Annotated in this window: 19 protein-coding genes; 15 read left to right on the top strand and 4 right to left on the bottom strand. The window is 71.6% G+C overall.

Features of this window, described 5'->3' with window-relative positions:
• Positions 1-106: 106 nt before the first annotated feature.
• Positions 107-844, top strand: coding sequence for a dienelactone hydrolase family protein (locus tag OHB04_RS37850; RefSeq protein ID WP_326809231.1), 738 nt, complete (start codon positions 107-109; stop codon positions 842-844).
• Positions 845-1312: 468 nt separating this feature from the next.
• Here the strand turns inward: OHB04_RS37850 and OHB04_RS37855 are convergent, their stop codons facing one another.
• Together OHB04_RS37855 and OHB04_RS37860 are read right to left on the bottom strand one after the other, a co-directional pair.
• Positions 1313-2902: a hypothetical protein gene (locus tag OHB04_RS37855; protein WP_326809232.1), complete on the bottom strand. Its 1590-nt coding sequence runs from the start codon at positions 2900-2902 to the stop codon at positions 1313-1315.
• Between the two features lie 22 nt (positions 2903-2924).
• Positions 2925-3119, bottom strand: a complete 195-nt coding sequence (locus OHB04_RS37860; RefSeq protein WP_326692156.1) for a hypothetical protein — start codon at positions 3117-3119, stop codon at positions 2925-2927.
• A 270-nt stretch (positions 3120-3389) separates the two neighbouring features.
• Here OHB04_RS37860 and OHB04_RS37865 point away from each other — a divergent pair, with 270 nt between their 5' ends.
• A complete protein-coding gene (locus OHB04_RS37865; RefSeq protein WP_326692157.1) occupies positions 3390-3851 on the top strand; it encodes a hypothetical protein in 462 nt (153 codons plus the stop codon).
• Positions 3852-4157: 306 nt separating this feature from the next.
• Here the strand turns inward: OHB04_RS37865 and OHB04_RS37870 are convergent, their stop codons facing one another.
• Positions 4158-4298, bottom strand: a complete 141-nt coding sequence (locus tag OHB04_RS37870; RefSeq protein ID WP_326692158.1) for a hypothetical protein — start codon at positions 4296-4298, stop codon at positions 4158-4160.
• Between the two features lie 164 nt (positions 4299-4462).
• Here OHB04_RS37870 and OHB04_RS37875 point away from each other — a divergent pair, with 164 nt between their 5' ends.
• The 10 genes from OHB04_RS37875 to OHB04_RS37920 all read left to right on the top strand — a co-directional run bounded on the left by OHB04_RS37875 (position 4463) and on the right by OHB04_RS37920 (position 15768).
• Positions 4463-4924, top strand: a complete 462-nt coding sequence (locus OHB04_RS37875; protein ID WP_326809233.1) for an FAD-dependent monooxygenase — start codon at positions 4463-4465, stop codon at positions 4922-4924.
• The gene (locus OHB04_RS37880) at positions 4876-6066 is read left to right on the top strand and encodes an acyl-CoA dehydrogenase family protein (RefSeq protein WP_326692159.1); all 1191 of its coding nucleotides are present in this window, start codon (positions 4876-4878) and stop codon (positions 6064-6066) included. Before OHB04_RS37875 ends, OHB04_RS37880 begins: the two co-directional genes overlap by 49 nt.
• A gap of 150 nt (positions 6067-6216) precedes the next feature.
• Entirely contained in the window at positions 6217-6570 is a 354-nt protein-coding gene (locus OHB04_RS37885) for a VOC family protein (protein ID WP_326692160.1), read from the top strand.
• A 295-nt stretch (positions 6571-6865) separates the two neighbouring features.
• Positions 6866-7021 (top strand): hypothetical protein, encoded by a 156-nt coding sequence (locus OHB04_RS37890; protein WP_326692162.1) that lies wholly within the window; start codon positions 6866-6868, stop codon positions 7019-7021.
• Between the two features lie 159 nt (positions 7022-7180).
• Complete coding sequence (locus OHB04_RS37895) at positions 7181-8086, top strand: helix-turn-helix transcriptional regulator (protein WP_326809234.1); 906 nt, start codon at positions 7181-7183, stop codon at positions 8084-8086.
• A gap of 63 nt (positions 8087-8149) precedes the next feature.
• The gene (locus tag OHB04_RS37900; protein ID WP_326692164.1) at positions 8150-10522 is read left to right on the top strand and encodes a serine/threonine-protein kinase; all 2373 of its coding nucleotides are present in this window, start codon (positions 8150-8152) and stop codon (positions 10520-10522) included.
• 144 nt (positions 10523-10666) lie between these two features.
• Complete coding sequence (locus OHB04_RS37905) at positions 10667-11773, top strand: NAD(P)H-dependent flavin oxidoreductase (protein ID WP_326809235.1); 1107 nt, start codon at positions 10667-10669, stop codon at positions 11771-11773.
• A gap of 112 nt (positions 11774-11885) precedes the next feature.
• Positions 11886-13436: an acyl-CoA synthetase gene (locus tag OHB04_RS37910; protein ID WP_326809236.1), complete on the top strand. Its 1551-nt coding sequence runs from the start codon at positions 11886-11888 to the stop codon at positions 13434-13436.
• 158 nt (positions 13437-13594) lie between these two features.
• Complete coding sequence (locus OHB04_RS37915) at positions 13595-15049, top strand: amino acid permease (protein ID WP_326692167.1); 1455 nt, start codon at positions 13595-13597, stop codon at positions 15047-15049.
• Positions 15050-15066: 17 nt separating this feature from the next.
• A complete protein-coding gene (locus OHB04_RS37920; RefSeq protein ID WP_326692168.1) occupies positions 15067-15768 on the top strand; it encodes an alpha/beta fold hydrolase in 702 nt (233 codons plus the stop codon).
• A gap of 197 nt (positions 15769-15965) precedes the next feature.
• Here OHB04_RS37920 and OHB04_RS37925 read toward each other — a convergent pair whose 3' ends face one another.
• On the bottom strand, positions 15966-17597 hold the full coding sequence (locus OHB04_RS37925) for an acyl-CoA synthetase (RefSeq protein ID WP_326809237.1): 1632 nt from the start codon (positions 17595-17597) through the stop codon (positions 15966-15968).
• Between the two features lie 210 nt (positions 17598-17807).
• On the opposite strand from OHB04_RS37925, the gene OHB04_RS37930 reads away from it, so the two are divergent.
• The 3 genes from OHB04_RS37930 to OHB04_RS37940 all read left to right on the top strand — a co-directional run bounded on the left by OHB04_RS37930 (position 17808) and on the right by OHB04_RS37940 (position 20814).
• Entirely contained in the window at positions 17808-18611 is an 804-nt protein-coding gene (locus tag OHB04_RS37930) for a crotonase/enoyl-CoA hydratase family protein (protein ID WP_326809238.1), read from the top strand.
• Positions 18612-18703: 92 nt separating this feature from the next.
• On the top strand, positions 18704-19666 hold the full coding sequence (locus tag OHB04_RS37935; protein WP_326692171.1) for a Zn-ribbon domain-containing OB-fold protein: 963 nt from the start codon (positions 18704-18706) through the stop codon (positions 19664-19666).
• Complete coding sequence (locus OHB04_RS37940) at positions 19663-20814, top strand: thiolase domain-containing protein (protein WP_326809239.1); 1152 nt, start codon at positions 19663-19665, stop codon at positions 20812-20814. Before OHB04_RS37935 ends, OHB04_RS37940 begins: the two co-directional genes overlap by 4 nt.
• Positions 20815-20817 lie beyond the last annotated feature (3 nt).

Consider the following 20817-nt stretch of genomic DNA (forward strand, 5'->3'; position numbering starts at 1 on the left):
GGTACCCGTGAACGCAGTATCGGCATGGGTGCTTCCCTCCGGGGTCACGGTCGGGCGAAAGGTCGTCCGGGAGCGCCGTCTTTGAGCACTCCCGAAAGGCACGACCATGCAATTCACTTCCGAACAGCGTCTCGACGACGGCGTCCTCGAGCGCGAATTCACCCTCGGCGAGATCCCCGGCGCCCTGTGGACGCCTGGCTCTGCTGGATCTTCTGGGGCCGCACCGGCCCCGCTGATCCTGATGGCCCACAACAACGGCCTGCCCAAGGGGGAATCCCGGCTGGTGGCCCGGGCCCGGCATTCCGCGGCGTACGGCTACGCGGTCGCCTCCATCGACGCCCCCGGGTGCGGTGACCGGCCCCGTTCCGCCGCCGACGAGCAGGCCCGCGCCGACATCCGCCGGGCGATGCAGGCCGGCGAGCCGGCCGATGAGATCTTCGAGTCCTTCATCGGTCCGTTGGTCGAAAAGGCGGTCCCGGAATGGCGGACCACCCTGGATGCCCTCCTTTCGCTGCCCGAGATCGGCGGCCCGGTCGGGTACTCGGGGTGGACCGCCGTCGGCATTCGGCTGGCGGTGGCCGAGCCGCGCATCTCGGCCGCCGGTTTCTTCGCCGGGGGATTCGTGCCCCGCGCCCAGCGCGAGGAGGCCCGGCAGGTCACCGTTCCGCTGCTGTTCCTGTTGCAGTGGGACGACGAAGGGAACCCCCGGCAGCGGGCCCTGGACCTGTTCGACGCCTTCGGCAGCAGGGAGAAGACGCTGCACGCCAATCCGGGCGGACACACCGGCACCCCGTGGTTCGAGGTGGAGGACGGGAACCGGTTCTTCGGCCGGCACCTGAAGTGAGGCCGGGCCGTCAGGCCGGCAGCAGACGGTAAGCGGTGCCGGCCGGGGTGCCGCCATCGAGGACAGGCCCCGGCCCTCCTCGATGGCGGCAGCCGGCAGATGCACAACCGCCCCGATCGCGGCGGTAGCGGCCATCGGCGGTACCGACCGGTCGGGGCGGCGCTCGGCCACCAGCGCCCCCCATTAGCCGGCCCCACGCCGCGTCAGGCACTCGGCCCGTACCCTGCGGATCGCCGACTCGGCTTCGACAGGGTCGATGTCGGCCCCCTGACCGAGAGCTGGCGGTTCGAGCCGGAGACGACGGCGTCCGCAGCGTCGTACTTCGCCGACTCTGACGCCTTCAGATCCGCCATGGTTCGCACTGGCGCCGGTGAGGACGAGGCAACGCGGCTCGTCAGACCCCCACGGCCCATGTCCTCAGCCCGGCCTCGACACCCCACTGACGTCGCGCGATCCGAGAAGCAGCGCCTAGGTCTCCCGAGCTGTCGGCGCGCCCGGATCCCCCGGCGTTCCGACGACGCCCCGCAGCCCGGCCGGGGCCGACAAGACGGCGTCGGCGGCCGGTTCCGGCAGCAGCGCCCACACCGCCGCACGCTCCGGCTTGCCGGCCGACTCGTCGAACGGGTCGGGTGTCGCGGGTACCTGGAGGCGCAGCACCGGGCCCGAGCCCAGCCGCGCGAATCCCCGCCCCGCCGGTGCGTGCGGGGCGGGGCCCGTCCGCGGGGCCAGTCCGAGCACACTGCCCGCCTGCTCGGGGGAGACCGCGCCCAAGACCACCCGCGCCCCGGTGTGCGCGAGCACCGCTTCGCCCAACCCCTCTGCCCCTTCGAACTGTTCGGCCACCACCACGCTCACCCCCGCGGCTCTCCCGTGCCGCAGGGGCGCCGCCAGCAGATCCTGTGGGTCGCGCTGTCCCTCGGTCCTGGCCAGATGACTCAGCACGGCCGGCCGGTCCAACAGCACCCACAGGGGCTGCCGTTCGTCCTCAGGGGCGTACTCACCGCGCTGCCCGGCCCGGCCCGCCGACAGCAGCCGCCGCTCCGTCTCGCGCTCCACCCATTCCAGCGCCGACAGCACCCCGGGCAGCGCGGACTCCACGCCGAGCACCCCGCGCCGCGCGGCCAGACAGGCGAACTCCCCGCTCCCGTCGCCGTCCACCACCAGCACCTCGCCACGCCGCAGCGCCTGGAGCGCCACCGACCGCAGCAGCGAACTCGTGCCCGAGCCGGGCAGCCCCATCGCGAGCAGATGCGGCTCGGTCGCCCGCGGGCCCGTGCGCCACACCACCGGCGGCACGTCACGGGGCCCCGCGACGCCGAGGATCTCCACGGGGACGGTACGCCGCACCTCGGGTCCGTCCGTGAACCCGAGCACCGTCTCGCCGGGCGCGGTGACGAAAGGCTGCGCGTGGATACCGGTGGGCAGCGGCTCCAGCGCTGTCATCTCCAGCAGGTTGCACTCCTCGTCCCACGCGAAGCGGTACTCGCGCCCGCGCCCGGACTTGGCCGCCAGCAGCTGCTCCACGTACAGCCGCCGGCCCGCCTCCCCGTCCCGGAACCAGGCCGGGTAGCGCAGCAGCAGCGTGCTCAGCCGGCCCTCGTGGAAGACGAAGTCCTCGAAAGCGCGCTCCCACGCCCCGTCCAGCGTGTACAGAGGCTCGGGGTGGGGGTCGCCGTCCACGGCGAAGTACGGAACCAGGGCCTCGTACAGGACCCGGAGGCGGTCGGACTCCTCATCCGAGGGGGCGCGCTTCCCAGCCTCCGGCCCCCGGGCCCGCGCCCTCCCGCACCACGCGGCGGCGCCCACCAGTGAGAGCGCGACGAGGGCGGGTCCGTACGGCATCAGCCACAGCAGCAACCCGCACGCCGCCACCAGGAACAGCGTGGGACGCCGCCGCTCCTCGGGGGTGCGGGCCCACCACTTCCGGCCCATCGCGGCCAGCCGCACGAGCCCGCGCCAGAGCACCAGCAAGGGGTGCAGCACATCGAGCACACCCTTGGTGCCCGCCCGCAGGGCATCCCGTGCGGCCCACCGCGACGGCAGTGCCCACCGGCTCACACGCAGCTCCTTCTGGCCCGTCTCAGGGCTTGATGCCGCCCAGCAGGCCGGCGAGGCTCTCGCCGCCCGCCTTGATGCCGGGCGCCATGGCGGTGCTCGCCAGGTAGAAACCCAAGAGCGCGCACACCAGGGCGTGCGAGATCTTGAGGCCGTCCTTGCGGAAGAACAGGAAGACGATCACACCGAGCAGCACGACACCCGAGATGGAAAGAATCACCAGTACTCCTGATGTAGGGGACGGTCACCATGAGCTTCACTATCTTCACAGATCGTGCGGATCGTATGAATCTGGCAAATAGGTGATTTATTGCGTAACCCCTTAAATGAGCTCGCGTCGGGCGTCTCCTGTCGCCTCTCCGCCCCCGGCAGGGATGCCCGAAACCGCCTCGGTGCCCGTCGGCCCTCCGCTACCGTGCCGAGGACCGGGACGGTGGAACGGATGTGACAGACGGTCAGCCTGCCGGGCCGGTGAGGGAGAAGATGCCCGGTGTCCGACGCCCGCAGGCGGCCCGCGGCCGTGCTGGAGTACTCCGAGGATCTCGTCAGCGCCGACGTGGCGCCGCTGCGCGCTTTCCTGGAGGCCCGCATCGCCGAGGCCACCGTGGACATGACCGAAGGCGGCAGAGCACACATGGCCCTCCAGGCGCTGGCCGCGCACGTCACCATGGACTGCGTCGACCTGTGCGACTGCCTCTCGGCCTGGGAGCGGTACGTGGCCCAGGGCCGCGCGCACCGACCGGGCCACATCCAGGCCCTGCACCAGGACATCTCCCGCCGTTGGAACCTGCTGTGCCGCACCGCTGAGGGCTGGGGCGACCACCCGGGGCACAACCCCCGCTGGCGACAGCTGCCCTACGCGTGCGCCGCCGACCAGGAGTTCATGGAGTCCGTGCTGGCCGAACGCAAGGGCGCCAGCCGCGGCCCGTACGAACGCGGCGCGCACCCCTGAGCGGCGGGGGAGGGGCATGCGCGGAACGGCCCCCGTCTACCGCTCCACCCGTCCTCCCCGGAGGGTCGCTGCCGGAGAGTGCGACCTGGGGCACGAGGGGGGGAGCCATGCTGTGCCCCAGGTCGCGGGCCGGCCGGTCGGCGGAATCGCGAGGATGGCGGCCGGCCGCTCTCCGAGAAGTGGCCGCCTGTGGGCCGTCGCTTCCCGAAGTCGTCTCCACTATCCACCAGTCAATGCATATATGCAGTAGGAGAGTTGGGCGGTTTTTTCTCGTACAGCCGTCCGGTCGGTGTACGCCCCCGGCGCTCAGTGGGTCAGACGCGCCGCGATGCCGTCGAGGAGATGGCCGAGGCCCTCGTCGAAGACGGTCTCCGGGTCCGTGCGGGTGCCCTTGTGGACGGCCTCGGCGATCTCCTTCCGGAGCGCGCCGCACGGATAGGCGTGCACCCCCCGACGGCACTCCAGAGCGTGTCGAGGTCGAGGTCGAAATCGCCGTTGCCGTTGCCGTCGCCGGCACGGACACCGCCGGCGCCCCAGCGGGCCTGGCGGAGCTGTTCGCCGGCTGGGTCCCGGGGATCACCGCGCTGATCCACGTCTGCGAGGGGCCCTTCGTGCCGCGTCCGCTCTTCGGGCTGCCGCCCGGACTCACCTGGCCCGCCACCCCGGGTGTCACCCTTCTCGGTGACGCCGCCCGTCTGATGCCGCCCGTCGGGCAGGGGCAGGGCGCCAACTTGGCGATGCTCGACGCCGCCGGACTCGCCCTCGCGCTCGCCGCCTCGCCCGGCGACCAGGAAGGCGCGCTCCGGCGCTACGGGACGGTGATGTTCGCACGCGCCTCCGAGGCCGCCCGGGGAGTCGGCGTACATCGCGGACCTCCTCACGTCCCCCCCGCTGCCCAGGACATGCTCAGGTTCTTCCAGCCCGCCGGCCGTGCAGGCGGTCGCGTCGCCGCCATTCCCTTGTGGTGGAACACGTTCTACGGTGAGCGCCGCCGCAGGGTCGTACCACGTGGAGCGGAGGGGCCGTGTACCTCGAATACACCACCGAACAGCAGGAGCTGCGCGCGGAGTTGAGGGAGTACTTCGCCCGGCTCGTGCCGCCGGACGCGCACGAACGCTACGCCGAGGCCGCCGAGCAGAAGCGGTTCTACCGCGACACCGTCCGACGACTGGGCGCTGACGGCTGGCTGGGTGTGGGCTGGCCGCGCGAGTACGGCGGGCGGGGCATGACGGCGGTCGAGCAGTTCGTCTTCTTCGACGAGGCGGCACAGGCCGGCGTCCCGCTGCCGCTGATGGCGCTCAACACCGTCGGCCCCACGATCATGCGCTACGGCACCGACGAGCAGAAGGAGTTCTTCCTTCCCCGGATCCTCGCCGGCGAGCTGGACTTCGCCATCGGATACAGCGAGCCCGACGCCGGCACGGACCTCGCCGCGCTCAAGACCCGCGCCGTGCGGGAGGGCGACACCGAGACCGGCCACTACGTCGTCGACGGGCAGAAGATCTGGACCACCAACGGCGACACCGCCGACTGGGTCTGGCTCGCCGTACGCACCGACCCCGAGGCCAAGCCCCACAAGGGGATCACCCTGCTGCTCGTACCGACGAGCGACCCCGGATACTCGTGCACCGTCATCAACACCCTGGCCTCGCACGACACCACGGCCAGCTACTACGAGAACGTCCGCGTCCCCGCCTCCCGCCGCGTCGGCGAGGAGAACAACGGCTGGCGCCTGATCACCAACCAGCTCAACCACGAGCGTGTCACTCTCGCCGCGCACGGCACCATGGCCATCCGTGCCCTGGCCGACACCCGGCGCTGGGCTGCGGAGACCAAGCTCGCCGACGGGCGCCGTGTCATCGATCTGGGCTGGGTCCGCACCCGTCTCGCGCGCAGTCACGCCCGCCTGGACGCGATGAAGCTGCTCAACTGGCAGATGGTGGACGCGCTCGACAAGGGCACGCTGACCCCGCACGACGCCTCCGCCGTCAAGGTCTACGGAAGCGAGGCGCGCCGCGACGCCTACGCCTGGCTCATGGAGGTCGTAGGCGCCGCCGGACCGTTCAAGGAAGGCTCGGCCGGTGCCGTGCTGGGCGGCGAACTGGAGCGCGGCTACCGCAGCGCCGTCATCTTCACCTTCGGCGGCGGCAACAACGAGATCCAGCGCGAGATCATCTCCTGGATCGGCCTGGGCATGCCCCGCGTACGCCGCTGAACCGGCCACTCCGCGTACGCGGCTGGAAGAGCCGGCCCGAACTCGCCCACGTCTGCGTCGTCACCGCCCGACACCATCCCCTTCAGCTGTCCCCGAGGAGGGAGGCCTGAGCGCCTGTTTTTCGAAGCCCTGGCCGTCTAGGCTCGGCGGATGACCTTGGAATGGGAACAGGTACTTGTTCACTCGGAAGATCCGGTGGCCTTGGGGCAGTGGTGGGCTACGGCTCTTGGCTGGGTTGTGGTCCACTCCTCTGACGAGGAGTTCGAGATCCGTCCGGAGCCGGATCGTCTGCCGGGGTTGGACTTCGTCCGGATTGACGAGAGCAAGAAGGCCAAGAGCCGACTGCATCTCGACTTCAGGCCTGATGACCAGGAAGCCGAGGTGGCTCGGCTGGTGGCTCATGGCGCACAGCGTGTTGATATCGGCCAGGGTGACCAATCGTGGGTCGTGTTGGCGGATCCCGAAGGCAACGAGTTCTGTGTCCTTGGCCAGCGGCGTCAGTAAGGCTCACGCCTGGGCGGGGTCGATGGTTAAGCATCCGGGGTGGGCCGCGCGGACGTAGTGGATCGCGGTGTGCGAAGTGATGCCGGACAAGCGCGTCAGCCGGGTCGGGTCCGCGGTCTCTCGTGCCTCCTCCGGGAACCGGCCCTGCCGACCCACCCCACCAGTCCTTGGCCGGCCGCAGGGCGAACTCCTCCAGGAAGACCTGGTGGCGGAGCCGCCCGGGGATCCTGACGGGTGTGGTGAGGTGCACGTTCCTGGCTGGATCGCGAAAGCTCCGGCGCTCACGGTGTTTGTGATGCGGGGTCATGCTGCCGACGCCATGGACATCGCAGGGGGTGCCACCCTGGCGGCCCTGGAGTTCGCCTGGATCGCCGACGGGATGCCGAGTTCCCCGCCGTCCGTCGACCGGATACCGGTCACCGTGCGCTGTCCGCTCGCGCCCCGGGCATGATGTCGCGCCGTTCGTCCATCCAGCCTTGGCCGGTGGAGCCCCTTGGCCGATGGCGCCGCCACGTCACGACGTGCGGGGGCCTTCGCGCGTCATAGGGGTAGTGGCGCGGCTACCTTCAGCGCTCCCCGTCTCCCCGCTTGCGGGCCTACCGTTCGGGACATGGACAAGGAGAATCTGCTCGGCCGGTTCCTGCGGGCCCGCCGGGAGCTGGTGCGGCCCGAGGATGTGGGGCTGCCGGCCGGTGAGCGGCGGCGGGTCGCTGGACTGCGGCGGGAAGAGGTCGCGGTGCTGGCGGGAGTGAGCACCCACTACTACATGCGTCTCGAACAAGGCCGTGAGCGCCACCCCTCCGCGCAGGTGGTCGAGGCGCTGGCCCGCACCTTCGGGCTGGAGCCGGAGGCGGCGGCCCACCTTCACATGCTGGCCCAGCCGGCAGCCGCCCGCTCCTCCTCGCGCCGGGCACCCCGGCACGAGGAGGAGCGGGTGAGCGAGAGCCTGCTGCGGATGATGAGGTGCTGGGACCGCACCCCTGCCGTGGTCCTGGGCCGCCGTATGACCGTCCTGGCCCACAACCCCCTGGGCGAGGCCCTCTTCGCCGGACACACCTACAGCGGGGACCTGGTACGGCTGGTCTTCCTCGACCCCGACGCGCGGAGCTTCTACCCGGACTGGGACCAGGCCGCCCGCAACGTTGTCGCCGGGCTGCGCGCCGCTGCCCGCGCCGAGTACGACGACCCCGGGCTGGTCGCACTCGTCGGCGAACTCTCGCTCAGGAGCGAGACTTTCCGCCGTCTGTGGGCCCGCCACGAGATCCGCAGCAAGGCCCACGAGGCCAAGCGCTTCCAGCACCCCCGGGTCGGTCACCTCACCCTCACCTTCGAGTCCCTGACCCTCAACAGCGCTCCCGGCCAGCAGCTCGTCGTCTACCAGGCCGCCCCCGACAGCCCCTCCGAGCACGCCCTCACCCTTTTGGGCAGTCTCATCGCGGACGATCCGCCTTCAGCGGGCCGCAACCAGCCAAACGCGTATACGGCGCCCCCTCACGGCATACACATACAGGAATGAGGCAGCCATACTGGGCAGACAGGGGAGGGACGTACTGAGCAACGACGGGGGCGACAGCACGCGATGGCGGAGGACACCCTGATTCAGGGCCGTTACCGTCTGCTCGATCTCATCGGGCGCGGCGGCATGGGCGAAGTGTGGCGCGCACGCGACGAATCACTGGGCAGAAGAGTGGCGGTCAAATGCCTCAAACCGCTCGCGGAACACGGCGACAGCGCTTTCATGCGCGTCCTGCGCGAGCGGTTCCGGCGCGAGGCCCGGGTGGCCGCCGCGCTCCAGCACCGCGGTGTGACGGTGGTGCACGACTTCGGCGAACACGAAGGACAGCTCTACCTGGTGATGGAGCTGCTGGAAGGGCGCAACCTCAGCCAGCTGCTGGAGGACGACAAGCAGTCCCCGTTGCCCGTCATCGAGGTGATCGAGGTGGCCGAACAGGTCGCGGCGGCGCTCGCCTACACCCACGACCAGGGCATCGTGCACCGCGATCTGAAACCGGCCAATGTCATGCGGACCGGTGACGGCACGGTCAAGATCTGCGACTTCGGCATCGCCAGGCTCGGCCACGACATCGGCTTCACCGCCAAGCTCACCGGCACCGGCATCGCCATGGGCACCCCGCACTACATGTCGCCCGAGCAGATCGCCGGCACCACCGTCGATCACCGCAGCGACCTGTACTCGCTGGGGTGCGTGCTCTACGAGATCGCCACCGGTGCGCCTCCGTTCGAGGGCGGCGACGCCTGGTCGGTGCTGGTGGGCCACCGTGACGCGACGCCCCCGCCGCCGCGTGCCAGGCGCCCTGAGCTGCCCCGCGCGCTGGAGCACATCATCCTCGGGCTGCTCGCCAAGGATCCGGACCAGCGTCCGCACTCCGCGACCGCACTCGCGCCGGGCCTGGTGGCGGCCCGTTCGGGCACCTCGGAGGGCGGCCGTGCGACGGCCTCCGGTGCCCGCTCCGGGTCCTTCACCCGGCTCGGCGCCGCTCCGGTCTCCTCACAGGTCCCCGTGCGGGTTCCGGGTCCGGTCCCCGCCCCGGCGTCCTTCCACGCCGCCGCCCCGGCGCGGCCTCCCGCCTGGAGCGAGGGCATCGGCGGCGGCTCCCGTGCCAGCGGTGCCTGGGCCGCGGTGGACACCGCGACCCCGCCGTCCGGAGCGGCCCGAGAGTCCGGCGCGGCCGGCGCGCTGAGCGCGTTGACCGGCCAGTGGACGGGCCCCCACGGCTCCGGCGAGCCGCCGCTCGTCGGCATACCGGGCCAGGGCGGGCCGCCCGCCGTCTCCTCGGCGCGCCGCCGAACCGTCCCCGCCGCGCCCTCGCGCGAGCTGCTCGCCGTCCTGGCCGACAGGCACGGCGGCGGGCTCAGCCTGGGCCGGCTCGGCAGATGGGAGGAGGCGCACGAGGTGCACCGCGCCGTCGCCGCCGAGCGGGAGCAGGTGCTGGGGCCCGGCCACCCCGACACCCTCGCCAGCCGCTACGAGACGGGCTTCACCCTCTCCCGCCTGGGCCGCCACCAAGAGGCGCTGGAGGAGTACACCCAGGTGGCCTCGGGCCGCGGGACGACGCTCGGCCGCGAGCACCCCGACACCCTCGCGGCGCGGCAGGAAACGGCCTACGTCCTGGGCCAGTTGGGGCGGCACACCGAGGCGCACGAGATGTACGCCGCTGTCCTGGCGGCCCGCGAACGCACCATGGGCCCCGATCACCCCGACACGCTGCGCTGCCGCCACAACCTCGCTTTCAACCTCAGCCGGCTCGGCCGGCTGGAGGAGTCGTACGCGCTGGCGGACGAGGTCGCCCAGGCCCGCGCCCGGGTCCTTGGCGCCCAGCACCCCGACACGCTGGTGACCCGCTACGAGGTCGGCTACGCGCTGGGCAGGCTCGGGCGCTGGGCCGAGGCGCTGGAGACCTACCGCGCCGTCGCCGCCGCCCGCGGCGACATCCTGGGCCCCGACCACCTCGACACCCTCGCGGCCCGCTACGAGTCGGGCGTGTGCCTGGGCCGGCTCGGCCGCCCCGCCGAGGCGCTGGAGCTCTACCAGGATCTCGCGCTCGCCCGCGCCCGCGCCCAGGGGCCGGACGATCCGGAGACCCTGCGCGCGCTGCACGGGCTGGGCGTCAACCTCGGACGGCTCGGCCGCTGGCCGGAGGCGCTCGCCCAGGCCCACGAGGTGTGTGAGGCCCGCGTGAGGGTGCTCGGGCGGGAGCACCCCGACACCCTCATCAGCCGCCGCGAGATCGCCGTCGGTCTGGGGTGGCTGGGCCGCTGGGAGGAGGCGCTGGAGGTCTACAGACACGTCGCCGAGGTGCGCGAACGCGTGCTGGGCCCCGCCGACCCCGACACTCTGGCCAGCAGGGACGACGAAGCGCACTGCCTGGAGCAGCTCGGCCGCTCGGGCGAGGCGGCCGAGATCCACCGCGAGCTGGCCCGCAGACGCTGACCGGAGCGGGCGCGACCAGAGCGGGCGTGACCGAGCGGGCGTGAGCGACCGGAGCGGACTCCAAGGCAACCGCACACAGGTCGATCTGACAGAGCATCAGAAAATCTCTTCCCTCCGCCGCGCCGCTGCGGCATCCTGCCGCCCATGCAGACGGAGCTGAGCAGACAGCTGGGAGCAGAGCACGCCCTCTTCGGCTTCACGCCCTTTCCCGCCGTCGCCGCGGCGCTCACCCGCGCCGGTGGCTTCGGCGTCCTCGGCGCCGTGCGCTACGGCGCCTCGGACGAACTCAGACGCGACCTGGACTGGATGGAGGCCCATACCGACGGCTTGCCCTACGGCCTGGACGTGGTGATGCCCGCGAAGAAGGTCGAGGGCGTCACCGAGGCCGAGGTCGAGGCGATGATCCCCGAGGGGCACCGCCAGTACGTACGCGAGACCCTCGCCAAGTACGGCGTGCCCGAGCTGCCCGAAGGGGAGAGCGGCGGCTGGCGCATCACCGGCTGGATGGAGAGCGTCGCCCGCAACCAGCTCGACGTCGCCTTCGACTACCCCGTCAACCTCCTGGCCAACGCGCTCGGCTCGCCGCCCGCCGACGTGATCGAGCGCGCGCACCGGCAGGGCATCCTCGTCGCAGCGCTCGCGGGCAGCGCCCACCACGCCGAGCGGCACAAGGAGGCGGGCATCGACATCGTCGTCGCCCAGGGCTACGAGGCGGGCGGCCACACCGGGGAGATCGCCTCCATGGTGCTCACCCCCGAGGTCGTACGCGCCGTCGACCCGCTTCCGGTGCTGTGCGCGGGCGGCATCGGCAGCGGCGAACAGGTCGCCGCAGCGCTGGCACTGGGCGCGCAGGGGGCCTGGCTCGGCTCCGTCTGGCTGACCACCGCCGAGGCGGAGCTGCACTCGCGCGCCCTGACCCGCAAGCTGCTGGCCGCCGGGGCCGGTGACACCGTGCGCTCGCGCGCGCTGACGGGGAAGCCGGCGCGGCAGCTGCGGACGGACTGGACCGACGCCTGGGAGACCCCCGAGGGACCGGGCACACTGCCCATGCCGCTCCAGGGGCTGCTGGTGGCCGAGGCCAACAGCAGGATCCAGAAGTACGAGGTCGAGCCCCTGCTGGGCACTCCGGTGGGGCAGATCGTCGGCTCCATGAACTCCGAACGCTCGGTCCAGGCCGTCGTGGACGACCTGACCCGTGGCTTCGACCGTGCCATCGCCCGCCTGAATGTGATCGCGGGTCCCGACCGCTGATGCGGCCCCCGCCCCCGGCCGGTTCGAGCCCGTCCGGGGGCGCCTCCCGTCGGAGGCCGGGGGAGGGGCTGGGGCAAGGGCAAGAGGCGTATCCACCGAGAGGAGCAGCAACGTGCCGGACGCACCCAACGGGTTCTGGGCGCAGGCCCAGGCGGACCCCGACCGGACCGTACTCATCGCCCCGGACGGCGGGGAATGGTCCGCCGACCGCCTGCACGCGGAGTGCAACAAGCTCGTCGGCGGCCTCAGAGCGGCGGGGCTGGAGGCGGGCGACGCCTTCGCGACGGTGCTGCCCAACGGCCCCGAGTTCCTCGCCGCCTATCTGGCCGCCGCCCAGGCGGGGCTCTACATGGTGCCGGTCAACCACCACCTCGTGGGACCCGAGATCGCCTGGATCCTCGCCGACTCCGGCGCCAAGGCGCTCCTCGCGCACGCCCGCTTCGGCGAGACCGCGCGCGCCGCGGCCGACGAGGCGGACCTGCCCGGGGACCGCCGTTACGCCGTAGGCGCGATCGACGGCTTCCGGCCGTACGCCGACCTGCTGGCGGAACAGTCCGGGGCACCGCCCGAGGCAAGGACCAGTGGCTGGGTCATGAACTACACCTCCGGCACCACCGGCCGACCGCGCGGCATCCGCAGGCCACTGTCCGGCAAGCGTCCGGAGGAGACCTATCTCGGCGGCTTCCTCGGGATCTTCGGGATCCAGCCCTTCGACGACAACGTCCACCTCGTCTGCTCGCCGCTTTACCACACCGCCGTGCTCCAGTTCGCCGGCGCCGCGCTGCACATCGGCCACCGGCTGGTGCTGATGGACAGGTGGGAGCCCGAGGAGATGCTGCGGCTCATCGACACCCGCCGCTGCACCCACACCCATATGGTGCCCACCCAGTTCCACCGTCTCCTCGCACTGCCGCAGCGCACCCGGGACGCCTACGACGTGTCGTCCATGCGACACGCCATCCACGGTGCCGCGCCCTGCCCCGACCATGTGAAGCGGGCGATGATCGAGTGGTGGGGGAGCTGCGTGGAGGAGTACTACGCGGCCAGCGAGGGCGGCGGCGCCTTCGCGACGGCGGAGGACTGGCTGAAGAAGCCCGGCACCGTCGGCAGGCCCTGGCCCATCAGCGAGCTGGCCGTCTTCGACGACGAGGGCAACCGGCTGCCGCCGGGCGAACTGGGCACCGTCTACATGAAGATGAGCACCGGCGGATTCTCGTACCACAAGGACGAGGGCAAGACCCGCAAGAACCGCATCGGGGACTTCTTCACCGTGGGCGACCTCGGCTACCTGGACGAGGAGGGCTACCTCTTTCTCCGGGACCGCAAGATCGACATGATCATCTCCGGTGGTGTGAACATCTACCCCGCCGAGATCGAGTCGGCCCTGCTCACCCATCCGGCCGTCGCCGACGCCGCCGTCTTCGGTATACCGCACGACGACTGGGGCGAGGAGGTCAAGGCCGTCATAGAGCCGGCGCCCGGGCAGGATCCCGGCCCCGCCCTCGAACAGACCCTCCTGACGCACTGCGAGCAGCGCCTCGCCGGCTACAAGCGCCCCAAAACGGTGGACTTCATATCCGAGATGCCCCGCGATCCCAATGGCAAGCTCTACAAGCGCAGGCTGCGCGAACCGCACTGGAAGGGGCGGCAGCGAGCCCTGTGACCCGGCACGGCCCGCACGGGCCCGGCCGCGAACGATGCCCAATGGAGACGGCATGACTACGTTCCGCATATTCCTGCCACGGTCATGCTGATCGATCGTGGCAGCGGGCCCCGCCCGCGCCTGTGTTGTCACCCGCACCCACGGCAGGAAGAGGATCCATGGCCGGGCTCTGGAGTGGCGAGGGTGTCCTCCGCCGCAAACCCATCGAACACATCGAAGAGGCAGAGGGAGGCTCGGGCCAGCAGCTCTCCCGCACACTCGGCCTCCGGCACCTGACCGCGATCGGCGTCGGCGGCATCATCGGCGCGGGCGTCTTCAGCCTCGCCGGGACGGTGGCCAACGGCAAGGCGGGCCCCGCCGTGCTGATCTCGTTCCTGGTCGCCGGTCTGGCCAGCGCCTGCGCCGCGCTCTCCTACGCGGAGTTCGCCGGGCTCATTCCGAAGGCCGGGTCCGCCTACACATACGGCTATGCCGTGCTGGGCGAGATCGGCGGCTGGTTCATCGGCTGGGACCTGCTGCTGGAGTACACCGCGATCGTGGCGGTGGTCGCGATCGGCATCTCCGGATACTTCTCCTTCCTGATCAACGAGATGGGTGCCTCGGTGCCCGCCTGGATGCTCGGCGCACCCGGCACCGGGCACGGCCACCGGATCGACCTGTTCGCGGCACTGCTGTGTCTGCTGATCGCCTTCGCGCTGACCCGGGGCATCAAGAGCGCCGCGCGCTTCGAGCTGGTGGTCGTCGTCCTGAAGGTCGCGGTCGTCCTGCTGGTGATCGTCGTCGGCGTCTTCCACGTCAAGACCGGCAACTACGAGCCGTTCTTCCCCTTCGGTGTCTCCGGCGCCTTCACGGGGGCCGCCACCGTCTTCTTCGCCGTCTTCGGCTACGACGCGATGAGCACAGCGGCCGAGGAGTCCAAGGACGCCCAGAAGCACATGCCCAAGGCGATCATCTACTCGCTGGTCATCTCCATGGTGCTGTACGTCGCGGTCTGCCTGGTGCTGACGGGCATGCAGAACTACAAGGACATCAGCCCCGAGAGCGGCTTCTCCACCGCCTTCAAGTCCGTCGGTCTCAGCGGGGTCGCCGACGTCATCGCCGTCGGTGCCATCATCGGCATCCTCACCGTGATGTTCACCTTCATGATGGGCGTCACCCGCGTCTGGTTCTCCATGAGCAGGGACGGGCTGCTGCCCAAGTGGTTCGCCAAGACCCACCCCGTGCGCAAGGTTCCCACCCGCGTCACCTGGATCGTCGGCGTGGGCTCCGCGGTGATCGCGGGCTTCCTGCCCATCGAGGAGGCCGCCGAGATGACGAACATCGGCATCCTGCTCGCCTTCGTCGTGGTGTGCGTCGCGGTGATCATGCTCCGGTACAAGCAGCCCGACCTGCCGCGTCAGTTCCGCCTCCCCGGAATGCCCGTGGTCCCGGCGCTCGGGGTGATCTTCTCGGTGTGGCTGACGACCTACCTGTCCTGGGTGACCTGGGTGCGCTTCGGCGTCTGGCTCGTGATCGGCCTCATCGTCTACTTCGCGTACTCCTACCGGCGCTCGGAGCTGGCCAAGCTGCCCCCGGGTGACGCGCCGCCGCCCTTGGGGAAGGGGGACGAGTAACGGGTACGGTCCCCCGTATGAGCGAAAACGGAACGCGGACCGTCCGCACGGGCGGGGTACGGCTCGTCTACCGCGCTTGGGGCGCGGAGACGGGCGTGCCCGTCGTGCTGCTGCACTGCCTGGGCGAGGACGGCGAGGACTGGCGCGGCCCGCTGATCTCCCAGCTCGGCGCCGCGCACCCCGTGTACGCGCTGGACCTGCGCGGACACGGTGACAGCGACTGGCCAGGCACCTACGCCATGGACGACTTCCGGCGGGATCTCCTCGGCTTCCTCGACGCGCTCGACATCGGCGAGGCGATTCTGGTCGGCCACTCCTTCGGGTCCGTGGTCGCCTACCTCTTCGCGCAGGAGCACCCGGGCCGGGTGGAGCGGCTCGTGCTGGAGGAGACCGGCGCGATGAAGCCCCTGCGGCCTCCGCAGGAGGTGCCGCAACCGCCGCCGGGCGAGCAGGCGTTCGACTGGGAGGTCAAGGTCCAGTGGACGCGTCAGCGCAACGAGCCCGACCCGCGCTGGTGGGACGACCTCTCCCGGATCACGGCGCCGACGCTCCTGATCGGCGGCGGCGACCGCAGCCACCTGCCCCAGGAGGACCTCGCCGAGATGGCCGAACGGATCCCGCGGGCGCGGCACATCACCATCGACGGGGCGGGCCACATGGTCCATGAGGCCCGCCCCCGGGAGTTCACCACGGCGGTGCTGACCTTCTTGGCCGAGTAGCCCCCTCTTTCCGCCGCGGGTGGGGGCGTCCGCCCCTCTTTCCGCCGCGATGGTGAGCACCCCGACGGCGGCATCGGCGGTGCCGAACGGATCCCGGTCCGGGGCGGGTTCGGCACCGCCGGTCATGTGTCCTGTGGCTGGGCGCCGCTGCGGTGGGGAAGAGAGGCACCCAATGCTGCGGGGAGAAGGGCGCGAGGTCAGGAGTCGGCTGCCATCTGCGCGGCCGTCTCCTTCGCCCACCGGTAGTCCGCCTTGCCGCTGGGCGAGCGCTGGATGTGGTCGGAGAACACGACCGTGCGCGGCACCTTGTAGCCCGCGAGGCGGGTGCGGCAGTGCGTCGTGACCCCCTCGTCGGTGAGCCGCGCCGCGCCCTCGCGCAGTTGGACGACGGCGGCGACCCGGCTGCCCCATTTCGGGTCCGGTATGCCGGCCACCAGCGCGTCGTAGATGTCCGGGTGGGACTTGAGCGCCTCCTCGACCTCTTCCGGGTACACCTTCTCGCCGCCGGTGTTGATGCACTGCGATCCCCGGCCCAGGACGGTGACCACGCCCTCCTCGTCGACGGTCGCCATGTCGCCCAGCAGTACCCAGCGGGCTCCGCGTGCGGCGAAGAAGGTCTCGGCGCTCTTGGCCGGGTCGTTGTAGTAGCCCAGCGGCACATGGCCGCGCAGCGCTATCCGGCCCACATCGCCGGGCGGTACCGGCTCGTGGGTGGCGGGGTCGACAACGGCGATGCCGTCGTTCACGGCGATGCGGAAGCCCTTTCCCGGTCCCGAGTCCGCCGTCGCGGTCCCGTTGAAGCCGGACTCGGAGGAGCCGAAGTTGTTGATGAGCAGCGCGTCCGGTACCAGCGTGGTGAACTGCTCGCGCACCGTCTCCGACAGGACCGCGCCCGAGCTGGAGACCGCCAGCAGCGAGGAGCAGTCCGAGCCCTTCAACGGCCCGGCCAGCGCGTCGACCAGGGGCCGCAGCATGGCGTCCCCCACCAGCGAAACCGTCGTCACCCGCTCCCGCTCGATGGTGCGCAGAACCTCCTCGGGCACGAACTTGCGGTGGATGACGACCTTCTGTGCGAAGTTCAGCCCGATGAAGAGGGTCAGCGTCGAAGTGCCGTGCATCAGCGGGGGAGTGGGGAAGAAGACCAGCCCCTCGCCGCCCGCCGCCGCGCGCTCGGCCAGTTCCTCGGGGCGGGAGACGGGCTCGGCCGTCGGCGCACCGCCGCCCAGGCCGGAGAAGAACAGGTCCTCAGCGCGCCACATCACTCCCTTCGGCATCCCCGTGGTGCCACCGGTGTAGATGATGAACAGGTCGTCCCCCGAGCGGGGCCCGAAGTCCCGCTGCGGTGATCCGGCCGCCGCCGCCTCGGCGAAGGGCACCGGTGTGATGCCCGGCTCCGGCGCCCCCTCGGGGGCCGGGCCGACGCGCAGGAGGTGACGGAGCTTCTCCGCGCGGGGCAGCGCGGCGGCCACCCGGTCGGTGAACTCGCCGTCGAAGACGAGCGCGGCCAGGTCGGCGTCCCGGTAGAGGTAGACCAGCTCGTCCTCGACGTAGCGGTAGTTGACGTTGACGGGCACGGCGCGGATCTTCAGGCAGGCCAGCAGCGTCTGCACGTACTCGATGCCGTTGTAGAGGTGCAGGCCCACGTGCTCGCCCGGTGCCACCCCGCTGTCGGCCAGGTGGTGGGCGAGGCGGTTGGCCGCGCGGTCCAGCTGCGCGTAGGTCAGCCGTCGCTCCTGGCCGGTACCGGGATGGTCCACGTACACCAGCGCCTCGCGGTCCGGGACGGTGTCGGCGATCGACTCGAACAGGTCGGCAAGGTTGTACTCCACGGCGCGCTCCTCCATACCCGGACCGGACGGTGGCAGTCGGTGACCGTCGGTGGCGGACGGTGTGCCGGTCATCAGAGCACCGGGGAGGAGAGACGGGAAGGGGGGCGGCACAAGAAAACTGACTACCTGTCAGAAAACTCTTGAAGTCGCGGCGCCGCTACTGCAACCTGTTCCAGGTCCCAGGCGGACCGCAGACGGGAGGACACCGCGATGGGCGGCACCGAACACCTGTCCCTGGAGCGCGTGGGCGCCACCCTCGTGCTCACCCTGAACCGCCCCGAGGCCAAGAACGCCCTGTCCCTGCCGATGCTCGTCGGGCTGTACGACGGCTGGCTGGAGGCCGACGAGGACGACGACGTACGCTCCGTCGTCCTCACCGGCGCCGGCGGTACCTTCTGCGCCGGCATGGACCTCAAGGCGCTGGCGGACGGCGGCGGCATGAGCGGCGACCACTACCGCGAGCGGCTGCGCGACGACCCCGACCTGCACTGGAAGGCGATGCTGCGCCACCACAGGCCCCGCAAACCGGTCATCGCCGCCGTCGAGGGCCACTGCGTGGCGGGCGGCACGGAGATCCTCCAGGGCACCGACATCCGGGTCGCGGGCCAAAACGCGGTCTTCGGGCTCTACGAGGTGCGCCGCGGGCTGTTCCCCATCGGCGGCTCCACGGTCCGCCTCCCGCGTCAGATCCCGCGCACCCACGCGCTGGAGATGCTGCTCACCGGAAGGCCCTACCCGGCCGAGGAGGCCGCCCGTATCGGACTGATCGGCCACGTCGTCCCCGACGGGAGCGCGCTGGAGAAGGCGCTGGAGATCGCCGAACGCGTCAACGCCTGCGGGCCGCTGGCTGTCGAGGCGGTCAAGGCATCCGTCTATGACACGGCCGCTCTGCCGGAGGCGGACGGGCTCGCGCTCGAACTGGAGCGCGGATGGCCCCTGTTCGGCACGGCCGACGCGAAGGAGGGCTCCCGTGCCTTCGCGGAGAAGCGCGAGCCGCGCTTCCGCCGCGAATGAGGACACGGCTGACAGCCCGCAGGACACGGCCGACGGGCCCGTAGCGCCCACCCGGCCACCGAGCCCCAGCCACTACGGGGAGGTACCCACCCTTGAACGCAGCCCCCTCACACGAAGTGCTCAGCGCACCGCTGATCGTCGAGTTCCCGTTCACCAGGTCCCTCGGTCCCGTACAGAGCGCGTTCCTCACCGGGCTCAGGGAGCAGACCGTCCTCGGCGTCACGGCATCCGACGGGCGCGTGCTGGTACCGCCGGCCGAGTACGACCCGGTCACCGCCGAGGAGATCCGCGATCTGGTCGAGGTCGCCCAGACCGGCACCGTCACCACCTGGTCCTGGAACGGGACACCGCGCCGCGGCCAGCCGTTGGACCGCCCCTTCGCCTGGGTCCTGGTCCGCCTCGACGGCGCCGACAGCGCCCTGCTGCACGCGCTGGACGCACCGGGCCCCGACGTCGTGCGCACCGGCATGCGCGTCCGCGTCCGCTGGGCGGCCGAGCGCACCGGCGCCATCACCGACATCGCCTGCTTCGAACCGGCCGACGAGGCCGCCCCGGCAGGTGCAGCCGCCCCGCACAGCGGGCAGTTCGCGGAGCCGGTCACCGGCATCGTCGCCCGGGCCCGCCTCGACTACACCTACACCCCCGGCCGCGCCCAGACCCGCTACCTCGCCGCACTGGCCGGACAGCGCACCCTCGGAGAGCGCTGCCCCCAGTGCCGCAAGGTCTACGTACCGCCGCGCGGCGCCTGCCCCACCTGCGGCGTCCCCACCGACGAGCAGGTCGAGGTCGGACCGGCCGGGACCGTCACCACCTTCTGCGTCGTCAACATCAAGGCCAAGAACCTGGACATCGAAGTTCCCTACGTCTACGGCCACATCGCGCTCGACGGCGCCGGGCTCGCGCTGCACGGCCGCATCGCCGGAATCCCCTACGACCAGGTGCGCATGGGCCTGCGCGTGGAGCCCGTCTGGACCGAGGGCGGGCGCTACCCCGACCACTACCGCCCCACGGGCGAGCCGGACGCCGCCTACGACACCTACAAGGAGCTGCTGTGACAAGCCCCGGGGAGGTCGCCGTCGTCGCCTTCGCGCAGACACGGCACGTACGCGCGGCCGACGACGTGTCCGAGGTCGAGATGCTGATGCCGGTGCTGCGCGAGGTACTGGACCAGACCGGGCTGAGCGCCGGCGAGATCGGCTTCACCTGCTCCGGCTCCTGCGACTACCTCGCCGGCCGCGCCTTCTCCTTCACCATGGCGCTGGACGGCGTCGGCGCCTGGCCGCCGATCTCCGAGTCGCATGTGGAGATGGACGGCGCCTGGGCGCTGTACGAGGCGTGGGTGAAGATCCTCACCGGTGAGGCCGAGACGGCGCTGGTCTACTCGTACGGCAAGTCCTCGCCCGGTGACCTGCCCGAGGTCCTCACCCGACAGCTCGACCCCTACTACGTCGCCCCGCTGTGGCCCGACTCCGTCTCGCTGGCCGCGCTCCAGGCCCGCGCGCTCCTCGACGCGGGGGAGACCGACGAGCGGGAGCTGGCCGGGATCGCCGCGCGCAGCAGAGAGGCCGGCGCCGACAACCCCCGTGCGCAGCTTCGCGGTTCGGCCCCGGCGGAGGCGCTGCTGGAGGGCGGCTACCTGGCCGAGCCCCTGCGGATGCACGACGTGCCGCCGGTCACCGACGGCGCGGCTGCCGTCGTCCTGGCGGCCGGGGACACCGCGCGCCTGCTCGCGGCGCGCCCCGCCTGGATCCGCGGCATGGACCACCGGATCGAGGCCCACAGCCTGGGCGTACGCGACCTCACCGACTCGCCGTCCACCCGGCTGGCCGCCGAGCGCGCCGGGCTCTTCGACGCCTCCGCGCCCCCGCCCGACACTGCCGAGCTCCACGCCCCCTTCACCTCCCAGGAGGTCGTTCTCCGCAAGGCGCTCCGGCTGGGCGGCGAGACTGTGATCAACCCCTCCGGCGGGCCGCTGGCCGCCAACCCCGTGATGGCCGCGGGCCTCATCAGGATCGGCGAGGCGGCGGCGCGCATCAGCCGTGGCGAGTCGCGCCGCGCCGTCGCCCACGCCACCTCGGGACCCTGCCTCCAGCAGAACCTCGTCGCCGTCCTGGAGTCCGACCACTCCGACAACGCAACCCAGGGCGAGGCAGGCCAGGACGACGCAACCCAGGACGACGCAGCCCAAGGAGAGCCCGCGTGAGCC

It is taken from the genome of Streptomyces sp. NBC_01775 (genome assembly GCF_035917675.1).
Classification (GTDB): Bacteria; Actinomycetota; Actinomycetes; order Streptomycetales; family Streptomycetaceae; genus Streptomyces.

Coding starts and splice junctions, on each gene's coding strand:
- OHB04_RS37850 (WP_326809231.1), top strand. CDS start 107: ATGCAATTCACTTCCGAACAGCGTCTCGACGACGGCGTCCTCGAGCGC.
- OHB04_RS37885 (WP_326692160.1), top strand. CDS start 6,217: ATGACCTTGGAATGGGAACAGGTACTTGTTCACTCGGAAGATCCGGTG.
- OHB04_RS37890 (WP_326692162.1), top strand. CDS start 6,866: ATGCGGGGTCATGCTGCCGACGCCATGGACATCGCAGGGGGTGCCACC.
- OHB04_RS37895 (WP_326809234.1), top strand. CDS start 7,181: ATGGACAAGGAGAATCTGCTCGGCCGGTTCCTGCGGGCCCGCCGGGAG.
- OHB04_RS37900 (WP_326692164.1), top strand. CDS start 8,150: ATGGCGGAGGACACCCTGATTCAGGGCCGTTACCGTCTGCTCGATCTC.
- OHB04_RS37905 (WP_326809235.1), top strand. CDS start 10,667: ATGCAGACGGAGCTGAGCAGACAGCTGGGAGCAGAGCACGCCCTCTTC.
- OHB04_RS37915 (WP_326692167.1), top strand. CDS start 13,595: ATGGCCGGGCTCTGGAGTGGCGAGGGTGTCCTCCGCCGCAAACCCATC.
- OHB04_RS37920 (WP_326692168.1), top strand. CDS start 15,067: ATGAGCGAAAACGGAACGCGGACCGTCCGCACGGGCGGGGTACGGCTC.
- OHB04_RS37930 (WP_326809238.1), top strand. CDS start 17,808: ATGGGCGGCACCGAACACCTGTCCCTGGAGCGCGTGGGCGCCACCCTC.